This is a genomic window from Nocardia sp. NPDC055029 (assembly GCF_053608525.1).
This window is the reverse complement of sequence record NZ_JBSGVQ010000006.1, coordinates 85,020-97,590: the sequence shown is the minus strand read 5'-3', so window position 1 is coordinate 97,590 and position 12,571 is coordinate 85,020. Positions and strand designations below refer to the sequence as shown.

The 12,571-nt window shown below is 69.0% G+C and carries 13 protein-coding genes and 1 tRNA gene; 6 read left to right on the top strand and 8 right to left on the bottom strand.

What is annotated here, in order from left to right; translation table 11 throughout:
- Window positions 1-84 precede the first annotated feature (84 nt).
- Window positions 85-158 (bottom strand) — tRNA-Ile (locus ACWF9G_RS07930).
- A gap of 107 nt (window positions 159-265) precedes the next feature.
- Between ACWF9G_RS07930 and ACWF9G_RS07925 the strand changes: the two genes are divergently transcribed.
- Window positions 266-706: a nitroreductase family deazaflavin-dependent oxidoreductase gene (locus ACWF9G_RS07925; RefSeq protein WP_379308367.1), complete on the top strand. Its 441-nt coding sequence runs from the start codon at window positions 266-268 to the stop codon at window positions 704-706.
- A gap of 190 nt (window positions 707-896) precedes the next feature.
- Here ACWF9G_RS07925 and ACWF9G_RS07920 read toward each other — a convergent pair whose 3' ends face one another.
- Both ACWF9G_RS07920 and ACWF9G_RS07915 read right to left on the bottom strand, forming a co-directional pair.
- Window positions 897-1,901, bottom strand: coding sequence for a zinc-binding dehydrogenase (locus ACWF9G_RS07920; protein WP_379308366.1), 1,005 nt, complete (start codon window positions 1,899-1,901; stop codon window positions 897-899).
- A 90-nt stretch (window positions 1,902-1,991) separates the two neighbouring features.
- Window positions 1,992-2,351, bottom strand: coding sequence for a hypothetical protein (locus ACWF9G_RS07915; RefSeq protein WP_379308365.1), 360 nt, complete (start codon window positions 2,349-2,351; stop codon window positions 1,992-1,994).
- Between the two features lie 74 nt (window positions 2,352-2,425).
- Here ACWF9G_RS07915 and ACWF9G_RS07910 point away from each other — a divergent pair, with 74 nt between their 5' ends.
- A complete protein-coding gene (locus ACWF9G_RS07910; RefSeq protein ID WP_379308364.1) occupies window positions 2,426-2,929 on the top strand; it encodes a glycine-rich domain-containing protein in 504 nt (167 codons plus the stop codon).
- Between the two features lie 4 nt (window positions 2,930-2,933).
- Here the strand turns inward: ACWF9G_RS07910 and ACWF9G_RS07905 are convergent, their stop codons facing one another.
- The 4 genes from ACWF9G_RS07905 to ACWF9G_RS07890 form a co-directional block, all read right to left on the bottom strand.
- Window positions 2,934-4,706 (bottom strand): SDR family oxidoreductase, encoded by a 1,773-nt coding sequence (locus ACWF9G_RS07905; RefSeq protein ID WP_379308363.1) that lies wholly within the window; start codon window positions 4,704-4,706, stop codon window positions 2,934-2,936.
- Between the two features lie 32 nt (window positions 4,707-4,738).
- A complete protein-coding gene (locus ACWF9G_RS07900; protein WP_452514485.1) occupies window positions 4,739-5,845 on the bottom strand; it encodes a PDR/VanB family oxidoreductase in 1,107 nt (368 codons plus the stop codon).
- Window positions 5,842-6,744 (bottom strand): metal-dependent hydrolase, encoded by a 903-nt coding sequence (locus ACWF9G_RS07895; RefSeq protein ID WP_379308361.1) that lies wholly within the window; start codon window positions 6,742-6,744, stop codon window positions 5,842-5,844. The genes ACWF9G_RS07900 and ACWF9G_RS07895 overlap by 4 nt, the downstream gene beginning before the upstream one ends.
- A 107-nt stretch (window positions 6,745-6,851) precedes the next feature.
- Window positions 6,852-7,586, bottom strand: coding sequence for a rhomboid-like protein (locus tag ACWF9G_RS07890; RefSeq protein ID WP_452514484.1), 735 nt, complete (start codon window positions 7,584-7,586; stop codon window positions 6,852-6,854).
- A 94-nt stretch (window positions 7,587-7,680) separates the two neighbouring features.
- Between ACWF9G_RS07890 and ACWF9G_RS07885 the strand changes: the two genes are divergently transcribed.
- From ACWF9G_RS07885 to ACWF9G_RS07870, 4 genes are read left to right on the top strand one after another with little or no spacing between them, the layout of a single operon-like run.
- The gene (locus ACWF9G_RS07885) at window positions 7,681-8,013 is read left to right on the top strand and encodes a plasmid stabilization protein (RefSeq protein ID WP_452514483.1); all 333 of its coding nucleotides are present in this window, start codon (window positions 7,681-7,683) and stop codon (window positions 8,011-8,013) included.
- A 19-nt stretch (window positions 8,014-8,032) separates the two neighbouring features.
- Window positions 8,033-8,992 (top strand): TIGR03557 family F420-dependent LLM class oxidoreductase, encoded by a 960-nt coding sequence (locus tag ACWF9G_RS07880; RefSeq protein ID WP_452514482.1) that lies wholly within the window; start codon window positions 8,033-8,035, stop codon window positions 8,990-8,992.
- A gap of 25 nt (window positions 8,993-9,017) precedes the next feature.
- Window positions 9,018-9,800: a DUF72 domain-containing protein gene (locus tag ACWF9G_RS07875; protein WP_452514586.1), complete on the top strand. Its 783-nt coding sequence runs from the start codon at window positions 9,018-9,020 to the stop codon at window positions 9,798-9,800.
- A complete protein-coding gene (locus ACWF9G_RS07870; RefSeq protein ID WP_452514481.1) occupies window positions 9,797-10,417 on the top strand; it encodes a UdgX family uracil-DNA binding protein in 621 nt (206 codons plus the stop codon). The genes ACWF9G_RS07875 and ACWF9G_RS07870 overlap by 4 nt, the downstream gene beginning before the upstream one ends.
- A gap of 7 nt (window positions 10,418-10,424) precedes the next feature.
- Here ACWF9G_RS07870 and ACWF9G_RS07865 read toward each other — a convergent pair whose 3' ends face one another.
- Window positions 10,425-12,458, bottom strand: coding sequence for a CocE/NonD family hydrolase (locus ACWF9G_RS07865; protein ID WP_452514480.1), 2,034 nt, complete (start codon window positions 12,456-12,458; stop codon window positions 10,425-10,427).
- Window positions 12,459-12,571: the final 113 nt, after the last annotated feature.

The window sequence follows — 12,571 nt, the reverse complement described above, 5'->3', positions numbered from 1 at the left end:
GTCGATGATCTGTTGGTGCACGCGCACTGGACTGGATCGACCCGGCGGCAGCGTGACGACATATCTGCTGGTCAGCGGGGAAAGTGGGGCGGGTGGGGCTCGAACCCACGACCAGCGGATTATGAGTCCGCGGCTCTAACCGACTGAGCTACCGCCCCTGGTCGCGGGTGTCCGCGAACGAGTCGCATGGTACCCGGTGGGGTGCGAGGTTGACCACTCGGCGAGCCAGGTGGCGGGGTACGGAGGGGCGGGCGAGGATGGGGGCATGACCGACATCTTCGTGCGGGTTCTTCGGGGGCATCAGTGGGTGTACGAGCACAGTGGTGGGCTGGTGGGGCACCGGTTGTTGTTCGGGAATCCGACCTTGTTGTTGCGGACGGTGGGGCGCAAGACCGGGCAGGCGCGGACCTCGGCGTTGACCTACGCCAAGGACGGCGCGGACTTCCTGGTGACCGCATCGAACGGCGGGTCGGCGCGACCGCCGGGGTGGCTGGCGAATGTGAAAGCGCAGCCGGAGTGCGAGATCCAGGTGGGGACCCGCAAGATCACGGTGACAGCACGGGCGACCTACCCGGACGATCCGGACTACGCCCGGCGATGGGAGCTGGTGAACGCAGTCAACGGCGACCGGTACCGCGCCTATCAGACGAAGACGCGGCGACCGATCGCCGTGGTGGTCCTGCGACCGAATCCTGATGCCGGCTAAGCCTTTTCAGCCTTCGGCCGATGTTCGCGTGCCCGCCCCTCGCGGTCACGCCGCTCCATACTGCTCCCCGGGTTACTGGCCAGCTTGATCACCCCGCCGACCAACAAGAGAACCCCAACTATCACCGCGATGACAATAATTCCCTGCACAGTATGAACTTATCGCGTATTCCCTTGCGGCGCATAATAAGTTACAATGACGCGCCGATCGTCAACAGGGTACGACCGAGTGCCGATCGGCTCTCGATCGCCGAGTGCGCCTGTTCTACCTGCTCGATCGGAAACGTCTGTCCGATAACCACTTCCAGCGTTCCCGCGACGACCTCGGCCTGCGCGCGGCGGGCGAGGGCCGACCAGTCGACCTCACCGGCGACAATGTCGAACAGTCCGAGCACCGTGACACCGCGGGCGGCAGCAGCCTCCGCGTCTACTGTCGCGAAACCCCCTGCCGCGGAGCCGTATCCGAGGAAGAGACCCTTGTCGGACGCGGCGGTCAGCGCCTGGCCGCCGATGGCCCCACCCGTGCCGTCGAAGACGACATGCGCTCCCCCACCGGTGATCTCGCGGATCCGCTGGTCCCAGTTGTCGGTCGAGTAATCGACGACCGCGGTCGCGCCGAGTCGTTCCGCGAGAGCGAGTTTGCCCGCTCCCCGCGCCGCCGCTACCACCTTGGCGCCCGCCGCCACCGACAGCTGAATGAGCAGGGTGCCGAGCCCGCCCGCCGCCGCGGTGATCAGAACCCACGAATCCCGTTGGACGGCAGCACGATCGAATACTGCCAGCGCGGTACGACCGTCATGGGCGAGCGCGACGGCCTGCTGGGTGCTCAGCCCGTCGGCGATCTCGATCAGCGTCTCGGCCTTGGCGAGCGACTTCTCGGCATAGCCGCCGGTCGGCACACCACCGCCGATACCGCTGGCGGCGGTCTGGGTGACCACGCGCTTGCCGAGCCAGCCGGGATCGACCTCGGCACCCACCGCGGAGACGACACCGCCGATCGCGCCGCCGGGCACATACGGCGGGCTCAGCGGGAAGAAGTCCTGGCCCCAGCCACTGCGCAGCCGGGTGTCGAGGAACATCACGTCGGCGACTTCGACATCGACGACCACCTCGGCCGGACCCGGTTGCGGCACAGGGAATTCCCGCACCTCGAGCACTTCGGGACCACCAAATTCCCTGACCTGCACTGCACGCATCGCGACTCCTTCGTGGTGTTCACGGGACGCGTCCAGCATGGAACCTCGAGCGAAGTTCAGGTCAAGGGTGCTGAGGCGTGGATCACACGATCACGAGCCGCCGCCGCAACTGCTTCCGCCACCACAACTGCTGCTACTTCCGCCACCACAGCTGCTACTGCTCCCACCGCTACAACTACTGCTGCTCGAGCCGCCGCCACAGCTACCGGTGCTCCCGCCGCCACAGCCGCTGGTCGAACCACCACCGCAGCTCGATCCGTGACCGTGTGGCCCCGGCGACCCGTCGAACAATCCGAAACCGCCCGCCGACCCGGCCAACCAGCTCTGATCGACGTACCCGTGATCGTTGCGGGGCGGACTCAGCTTGCGGATCAGCACCACGATGGTCGTGACCAGCACCGCTACACCGATCACCAGAAACGCGAGCACGATCACCAACATCGAAACCATATCCGCAGGCTAGCCGCCCCGGCCGTCCCCAGCAGCACCTACGGGCGACCGCTCAGGGGGCTTACAGTGAATTCGTGGCGCTTTCGTTCCCCCGACGCGGTCCGCGACCGATCGACCTCACCACGGTCGACCGCACGGTCGCCGACCTGCACTTCCCCGACGCGATCTTCAAGACCTGCCCCTGGCAGCCGCGCGACCTGGTGGAAACCGGGCTGCGCCAATGGTTGCGCTGTTGCGGCGCGGCCATGCGCGACGACCAGGTGATCGGCATGCCCTCGCACGCGGTCGACGAGGCCTGGCACGGGCTCATCCTGTGCACCCAGCTGTACGCGAAGTTCTGCACCGAGGCCTACGGCCGGTTCCTGCATCACTTCCCCGACGGCGCGGGCGACAGTGCACCCGACCACGGGTCGATGATCGAACAGCTGGGCCGCACCGTGGTCGCCTGGTCGCTGGTGGCGCGACCGGGCGAAGAATGTGTGCTGTGGGATCTCGACCGCCAGGTCGGTGTCGAGAATCCGTGGGGCGTGGACGCCCGGCACGTCGCCGCCGTGGAGGAGCAACTGCGCCGGGCGTGATCGCCTAGACCAGCTTCATCCGGCGAGCCGCGAACCGCACCGCGCCGGGCGCGATCCGGTTGATCCGGTACTGCACCCACGATTCCGGCGTCACCGGCACGATCTCACGGCCGCTGCGCACCGCCTTCACGATCTGCGCCGCGACCTTGTCGGGGGTATAGCCGCGCCGCTCGTAGAGCTTGTCGAACTTGCGCTGGGTGGCCGCCTCTTCTTCGGCGGAGACACCCGAAATCCGGGTGGTGGCAACAATATTGGTGTGCACGATGCCGGGGCACACGGTCGACACCGAGATGCCGCGATCGGCCAGTTCGGCGCGCAGGCAGTCGGAGAACATGAACACCGCCGACTTGCTGGTGGCATAGGCGGCCATGTCCCGCTGCGGGCTGTAGGCGGCCATGCTGGACAGGTTCACGATGTGCCCGCCGAGGCCGCGCTCTGCCATCGCGGCGCCGAAGGCACGGCAGCCGTTCACGACACCGCCGAGGTTGATCCGCAGCACCCGGTCGAACTCCTCGGACGGGGTGTCGAGGAAGCTGCCGGCCTGGCCGACACCGGCGTTGTTGACCAGGATGTCGGGCACGCCGTGCACGGCGATCACTTCGTTCGCGTGCTCACGCACCGCGTCTGCGTCCGATACGTCGAGCGAATAGGCGTGCGCGACACCATCTTCGGCGAGGATGAGCTCGGCGGTCTCCTTGGCCGCGTTCTCGTTGACGTCGGAGATCACCACCTCGGCGCCGAGCCGGGCGAAGGCCAGCGCGGTCTCGCGGCCGATGCCGCTGCCGCCGCCGGTGATCACGACCAGCTTGTCGCCGAATTCCTTCCGGCCGCGGCCGACCTCGGCGCGCGCCAGGCCGCGGGGCACCTCGCCGCCGCCGAGCGCGTCGATCAGTTCGGTGGTCGCGGTGGCCAGCAGGTCCGGATGCGAGAACGGCATCCAGTGCCCGGCGGGGACGTCACGACGCCACAGCCGCGCGGTCCACTTGTGGGAATCGTCGTAACCGGCGGGGCGCACGGCCACGTCGCGTCCGGCGACGATCAGCTGTACCGGCACCTCGGTGCGGCGCTCGCGCGGCGACAGCATGCGCTGGGCGATATTCGCGCGGTAGATGAGCAGCCCGTCGACCATGTCACGCCGGAACGTGGGCCCGAGCACGACATTGGCCGGCGCGGTGTCGTTCATGACGGCGACGGCCCGCTGCCACACCTTCTCGGTGCCGATGGCGTTGAAGGTGGCGCGCGGCAGCACCGGGGTCATGAAGAACGCGGTGTAGGCCGAGGACAGCGCCTGGGTCACCGGCTGCCAGATGTTGCGCGGGGTCGGCCGCGAGAGCCGATCGCGCGTCCAGGCGGCCAGGTGATCGAGGTTCGGGCCGGACACGGAGGTGAACGAGGCGATCCGCTCGGTGGCCTGCGGCTCGCACACGGCCTCCCACACCTGCACCGAACCCCAGTCGTGGGCGAGCACGTGGACGGGACGGTCGGGGCTCACCGCGTCGATGACCGCGTAGAAGTCGCGGGAGAGTTCCTCGAGCCGGAAGTCGGCGGTGCGCTGGGTGCGGGTGGACTCGCCGTGGCCACGGGTGTCGTAGGCGACGACGTGGAAGCGTTCGGCGAGGCGCGGAATCACCTTGTCCCACAGGTGATGTGTGTCGGGCCAGCCGTGCACGAGCACGACGGTGTCGGCCGCGGCGTCACCGTATTCGAACACGGCGAGCTCGAAATCGCCGTTGCGGACGGTGCGCCGGTTCGCGGCCGGTGTGGTCTCGACAGTCATATCTCTTCGGACTCCTTGTCCTGGAATCGAACTCACAGGTCGAGCACCAATCGCTCACCGTGCGAACGGGATACGCAGGCGAGCATCTCGCCTGCGGCGTGGTCGTCATCGGAGAGTGTGTTTTCCCGATGGTCGGGCGCGCCCGCCAGTACCCGCACCACACAGGTGCGGCAGAAACCCTGCCTGCACGAGTAGGGCTGGTCGGGGCGGGTGTCGAGGATGGCGTCGAGCGCGCTGCGATCGGCGGGCACCTCGATCACCGCGCCGGTGGAGGCGAATTCGATCTCGAACGCGGTGCCGTCGACGATCGGCGGCGGCGAGAACCGTTCGAAATGCAGTTCCACGTCGGGCATCGTCCGGACCGCGGCGACGATCGCCGAGGTCATCGGGGTGGGGCCGCACGAGTACACGGCGGTGCCCGCGGCGACGCCGGGCAGCAGGGCCGCCGCGTCGGGCAGGCCGTGCTCGTCGTCGGTGCGCACGGTCACGTGCTCGCCGAAGCTCTCCAGCTCCGCCAGGAACGGGATGGTGTCGCGGGAGCGGCCGGTGTAGACCATCGTCCACGGCACCCCGAGCCGGTGCGCGAGCCGCGCCATCGGCAGGATCGGGGTGATCCCGATGCCGCCCGCGACGAAATGCAGCCGCTGCGCGGGCGAGCCGTGGCCCGGCACCGCGAACGGGAAGGCGTTGCGCGGGCCGCGGACGATGAACCGGCTGCCGACCGGCAGTTCGTCGTGCACCTCGAGCGAGCCGCCGCCGCCATCGGGGATGCGGCGCACCGCGATCCGGTAGGCGTGCGCGTCGGCGGGGTCACCGCACAGCGAGTACTGGCGCAGCCGACCAGAGGGGAGCTCGAGATCCAGGTGCGCGCCGGGCCGCCACGCGGGCAGTTCCCGGCCGTCGGGCGACTCCAGGCGCAGGCTCACCACATCCTGGTCGTGCGCGACGATCCGGCGCTCGGTGACGACCACCGGGAACCGGCGATCGTCGACGCGCGGGCGCAGATCGCGGCGATTGACCAGGCCACTCCAGCGCAACCGGGCCGTCGCGATCGCGTCCAGCACCCTGGTGCCTGGATCGTGCCGGTGCTTGCCGTAGAGGTCGCCCGGCAGCGCCTGGGGTATGTCGCGCACGGTCACGAAGCGGCCGCCCGCGCGGCAGGCGACTGCGCGAGGTAGGCGACGGCCTGCGCGGTCGAACCGACATTCTCCGGGCTGTAGCCGGGCTGGAAGGTCGACAGCGCGCTGATCAGCAGCGACGGGATGCCGGGGAGCGCACCGCGCCACATCGCGGCAAGGACCGCGGCGATGACCCGCAGATAGCCGTGATCGGGCAGCCGCGGATCCTGCTGCACCAGGAACTTCGCGCCGCGCACCACCAGGGCGATGAAGATCGGGAACACCAGCACCATCGAGGCGCACCGGCGCACGTACCCGACGCCGAAGTACTCGGCGACATCGTGCGCGACGTTGCGGTGCTCGACTTCCTCGGCGCCGTGCCAGCGGAACAGGTCGGCCATGCGCGGGTCGGCGCCGAACTTCTCCAGGTCGGCGTTGATCACCCAGTCGCCGAGCCAGGCGAAGAAGTGCTCGAGGCAGGCGATGAACGCGAGCCGTTCGACCAGCATCTGCCGTCCCGCGCGGTCGTCGCCGCCGCGGGGGCCCAGCGTCTTGCGGAACAGATACTCCATCTGCCGCACATACGGGCCTGCGTCGATGCCGTTGGCGGTGAGCACATCGCGCAGGACCTTCTCGTGGGTCTCCGCGTGCATCGATTCCTGCCCGATGAAACCGAGCATGTCCTCGCGCAGCTTCTCGTCCTTCACGTAGGCCAGCGCCTCGCGATAGGTCACGATGAACATGCGCTCGCCCTCAGGCAGCAGCATGTTCAGCGCGCTGATCAGGTGCGACGCGTACGGTTCGGCCGACATCCACTGCAGGTCGACGCCCGACCAGTCGAAGGTCACATTGCGAGCGTGCAGAGCGACCTTGCCGGGATCTACCTCCGGTCGCCGTGCTGCCCGGCGAAGTAGCTTCATCGGTACTCCTCGTCTCACCGCGCGATACTCCTTCGAGCGCCGGGCGCGACGGTGCGCCGGTCGTGCGGTAAGCCAATGATACATGTATGTAGTAACTGAGGTAACACCTAATTTCGTGGTGTTTTGCCGAAATCAGGCCACGAGAAGCGCCCCGCAGACGACCTCCGGCTACGGATCCGGCGCAGCGACACACCCGGATCCCAGGTCCCGTCGCGTCCGCGTGTCAGCGGGTAGCACGCGAAGCCGATGACGGCGGCGCTCGCGTGCCCGATATCGGTGAAAGTCCGGCTCAGCAGGATCGGCGGAAGCACCACGGCGAACACACCGAGGACGTACCACCAGCGCCACGGCCGCACCAGCCGATAGGCCAGCACGGCGGCGACGCCCGCCAGCGCGTAGCTGACGCCGATGTCGAGGGTGTACATCGCCCGCTCCGGCGCGTCGTCGTTGCGGATCGCCCACAGCAGCACACCCTCGCTGAGATAGGTGGCGCCCACGTGCGCGAGCACGGCCACCACCAGCCAGCGCAGTGTGCCGAGCCACCGCTCGGCGTTGGCGTGAAAGATCGTGAACAGCACCGCGTAACCGAACCAGCCGCCGCCGTCGGTCCAGAACGCGCTGCCGATCAGCACCCGGACGGGGTCCTCGCCGAGGTGGTACAGATTGGTCGACCGATGCCCGAGCCAGGCCCTGGCCTCCCCGGGCGTCAGCCGGTCGATGATGACGGTCGTCACCGCCAGCGCGGCCAGCCACAGATACGTGCCCGGCGCGCTGCGCAGCCACCGCCAGATCCCGGCCGCCACCGCGCCGGCTCGCGCTCGCCCGCCGCCCGATGCGCTCACCTTCGCCAGTGTGCCGGACTCCGCCGCTGTTTCCGCGTGTGAGGCCCGGGTAGTCGGCAGACAGAAACCCCGATCGACACGCGGAGGTGCAGCTATGCCGCAGCAAGCATGGAGTGACAAGCGCGAACGGCAGTACAAGCACATCAAGGAATCGCAGCAGGAACGCGGCGTCGGCGAGGACAGGGCCGAGGAGATCGCGGCGCGCACGGTCAACAAGTCGCGGGCGCAGTCCGGTGAGGCCGAGCGGTCGAGCAAGCTCTCCCGCACCGACACCTCGCCGCAGCGTCGTGGCGGCCAGCGGTCCCACCGCAAGGGCCCGCGCGGTCTGACCCGTGACCAGCTCTACGAGGAGGCGCGCCGCCGCAACATCGACGGTCGCTCGAAGATGAACAAGCAGGAACTGGCCCACGCCCTCGGTCGCGACTGACGGTACGCGAAGGTTCGCCATGCAGATCGGATTCAAACTGGCCGCCGAGGCGTTCGGCCCGAACGAACTGGTGCGCCAAGCGGTTCGGGCCGAGGCCGCCGGCTTCGACTTCGTCGAGATGAGCGACCACTTCCACCCGTGGCTCGACAACCAGGGCCATTCACCCTTCGTCTGGACGGTGCTCGGCACCATGGCGGCCCACACCGAGCGGATCGGCCTGGCCACCGGCGTGACCTGCCCGATCATCCGCTACCACCCCGCGATCGTCGCGCAGGCCGCCGCGACCACCGCGCTGGTCTCGGACGGGCGGTTCACCCTGGGTATCGGTTCCGGCGAGCGACTCAACGAGCACATCGTCGGCCGGGAGTTCCCGCCGATCCGGGTGCGGCAGCGGATGTTGCGGGAGGCGCTGGAGATCATCCGGCTGCTCTGGCAGGGCGGGTATCGCAGCTACGACGGGCGGTATCTGTCGCTGTCGGACGCGCGGGTGTTCGACCTGCCCGACACCCTGCCCGAGATCGCGGTGGCGGCAGGCGGTCCCGACGCCGCGGCGATCGCCGCCGAACTCGGTGACGGCCTGTTCGCCACCGAGCCGAAAGCCGGTCTCGTGCAGGCATATCAGCAGGCAGGCGGCTCGGGACCGCGGTACGCCGAAGTCGGCGTCGCCTTCGCCGAGAACGAACGCGACGGCGCCGCGGCCGCCCTGTCGACCAACCGCTGGTCGGTCGGCGGCTGGACGGTGCTCAGCGAGCTGCCCAACCCGGCGAACTTCGCCGCGGCGACGACCACCGTCCGCGAGGACGACATGCTCGAATCCTTCGTCTGCGGCAGCGATCCCCAGCGCTACGTCGAGGCGGTGCGCGAGTACACCGACGCGGGCTTCGACCGTGTTGTCCTGATGAACGCGGGCCCGGATATGGACGCGTTCCTCGATTTCTACGCGGGCGAACTCGATTCGCTGCTGCGCGCCCCCGGCTGACATCGGCGAAAGGCAGGTGAGCGCGGTGATCCGGGTCGGCACCTCCGGCTGGCAGTACCGCGACTGGCGTGGCGTGCTGTATCCGGACGGTCTGCCGATGCGGCGCTGGCTCGAGCACTACGCCGACGCGTTCGCCACGGTCGAATCCAACAACGCCTTCTACCGGCTGCCGAGCCGGGAGACCTTCGCCGCGTGGCGGGAGCGGACACCGGCGGACTTCCTGATCGCGGTGAAAGCCAGCCGGTTCCTCACCCACATCAAGCGACTACGCGAGCCCGAGGAACCCGTGCAGCGCCTGCTCGATCGGGCCGAAGGACTCGGCAGGCAACTCGGCCCGATCCTGCTGCAACTACCGCCGACCCTGCGCGCGGATGCCACGCTGCTCGACGACTGCCTGCGCTGCTTCCCCGCGTCGGTGCGGGTCGCGGTGGAACCCCGGCACGAATCGTGGTGGACCGACGACATCCGCGCGGTGCTGGAAGCCCGGCGCGCCGCCCTGACCTGGGCCGATCGCGACTCCCGCCCGATCACCCCGCTCTGGCGCACCACCGACTGGGCCTACCTGCGCCTGCACGCGGGCCGCGCGCACCCGGCGCCGCACTATGGCCGCCACGCGCTGGACAGCTGGGTGCACCGGCTGCTCGACACCTGGCCCGACACCGCCGACCTCCATGTCTACTTCAACAACGACCCCGGTGGCGCGGCCGTGCGCGACGCGATCACCTTCGCCCACCTCGCCGACGGGGCAGGCGCGCGCGTCACCCGCGTGCCCGAGTCCGCACGGGCTACCGCGGGAGGAAGCAGATGACGACCAGAACCCGGTATCCGGGTGCGGCGGAATACATTCCGCACACCGACGATCTCGCGACCGTGCGCGCCGCCGCACAACGCTGCCATGGCTGCGACCTCTACCGCGATGCCACCCAGACCGTGTTCGGCGAGGGCGCGACGACGGCGAGCACCGTCCTGGTCGGCGAACAGCCGGGCAACGACGAGGATCTGGACGGGCACCCGTTCGTCGGCCCCGCGGGCCACCTGCTCGATCGCGCGCTCGCCGACATCGGCGTCGACCGCGACTCGCTGTATCTCACCAACGCCGTCAAGCACTTCCGGTTCGTCGAGCGCGGCAAGCGCCGGATCCACCAGCAACCGCGCCGGACCGAGATCGTCGCGTGCGCACCGTGGCTGGTCACCGAGCTGGAATTGGTTGCCCCCGACCTGGTGATCTGCCTCGGCGCGATCGCCACGCAGGCGGTGCTCGGCCCGAAGGCCAAGGTCACCGAGCTGCGGGGACGCATCGTCGAGGGCGAGCACTACCGCGTGGGGGCGACGGTGCACCCCGCCTCGGTGCTGCGCGCGACCGATCGCGCGCAGGCCTACACCGAGTTCGTCGACGACCTGACCCGGTTGTTCGAGGCGGGGTGAACCAGGGTCACCAGCCCGGATCGACGTCCATCGGCACGGTGATCCAGCTCGGCCGGGCCGGGTCGAGCTCGAGGTGCTGGGTCCGCAGGCCGCTCTCGTTCAGCAACGGCCGCAACGGGATTCCGCTGGGGAAGTTGCTCGCGAACACGTCGACGCGCAGGCGGTGGCCCGGCAGCAGGACGCCGTCGGTGGCGCGGATGCCGATGTCGATCGTGGTCGGCTCGCCCGGCACGACCGGCTGACGGGTGGCCAGGGTGAGAATCGGGTACGGGTCGGTGTAGTCGCCGTTGGGTGAGCGCGTCGACTTGCCGTCGTCGACCGCGCGCAGCGAGGCCACCAGCTGACCCTGCGACCACACCGTCGAACGACCGTCGGGCGCAACGTCGTTCACCGTCACCGTCCAGTAGCCGTCGGTCGCGTCGAGCACCGTGTTCAGGTGTGCCGCGATCGAGCCCGAGATGCGGGTCGGCTGGGTCACCGGCGCGGTGGTGAAGGTCAGCGCCGCGCCTTCACTGATCCTGGCGTCCTTGGCGCAGACGTCGGGCAGCGGGATCAGACCGGCGGTGCCCTGCGCGGCATCGCGCGAGCAGATGGTGGTCAAGCTCGGGTCGACCGAAACCCGCTGGGCGGCACCGGGTGCGGTGACCAAGCTGCCGTCGTGCCTGCTGCCCGGCGCGGTCCCCGAGGACGCGCCGTCGAGGTACAGGCGCCGGTGCTGCATGCCCGGCCGCGGGAACGCGACGTCGGTGGTCCACTGCTCGCTGCCCTGCTGCCACAGGGTGACCGGCTCGTAGCGGTCGACGCCGTTGTCGATGCCCTTGAGCCACTTGTCGAACCACGCGCGCTGCAGCGATTCCAGCGGCGCGGGCGCATCGGCCTGACCCAGGCCCGAGCTCACGGTCACGTGGTAGACGTTGCCCATGACGAGCTTCTTCTGCTCGGCGGGCACATCGACGGCGTTGTAGATGCGCGGGGTCGAGTAGGTGAAGATGTCGTGCCAGCCGCCGTAGAGGAAGGTCGGCACCCGCACCTGATCCGGCGCACCGACCCAGGCGGTCCGCAGCGGGCTCTCGTCGTCGAGGATCGCGGCCATCTCCGGCGGGATCTGGTCCACGCTCGGGGTGGTCAGGGCGGCGATGAGCACATTGAAGAAGGTGAACGGGTCACGCACCCGGTCGGCCAGCCAGGTCCAGTCGAACTTGCCGGTCAGGATCGAGACCAGGTCCGGCAGCAGTTTCGAGCCGTCGACGGCGAGCAGCCAGGCCGGGATGAAGCCGATGCCGAGCGCGCCACCGGGAGCGGCGACATCGCGGATCAGGTCGCTGCCCGGCACGATCGGGAAGATCGCCTTGAGCGCCTCGGGTTGACGCTGCGCGGTGTGCAGCTGGTTGATCCCCGAGTAGGAGATGCCGCTCATTCCGATCTTGCCGTCGGACCAGCGCTGCTTGGCGGCCCAGTCGACGACCTCGACGCCGTCGAGCTGTTCGCGTTCGCCGAACACCTGCCAGGTGCCCTGCGAGAAACCGGTGCCGCGCACGTCGACGACGACCTGGGTGTAGCCGCCGCGGATCAGGTTCCGGTCGACACCGAAGGTGCGCGCGGCGCCGCCGGGCAGCGCCTTCATCATGTCGCTGAGGCTGCTGAAGCCGAAGGGCGAGAAGTCCAGGTTCTGCAGGACCGGCATCAGCAGGTCGGACAGGCCGGGCACCGCGAGCGTCGAGTCGGCGATGTTGGACACGAGCTTCGTGTACGGCGTCATGTTGACGATCGTCGGCGTCGGCTCGGCGATCGGCTGACCGTCGGCACCCGCCGGGTGATAGACGTTGGCTTTCAATACCGTTCCGTCACTCATGGTGATCGGCACGTCCCACTCGATGAAGACGTTCGGGTATTGCTGCGGCCCGTTGTGGGTGGCGACGAATTGCGCGTCCAGCCCGTCGGTGGCAGGCAATGCCTGGCCCACCGGCGCCGACGCGACCGCCCCCGCGAACACGACGACAGATGCGACCAGCGCGGCCAGTCGCCCTCGTTGTTTGATCATGCTTCGGTCTCAGCCCTCCACCATCGGGAACCACGACGTTCCCGTACCGGAAAGTAACGTAGCCTGCGTCACGTTCGATCGCAAGAACATGTTCCCGGCCCACCTCCTGCACC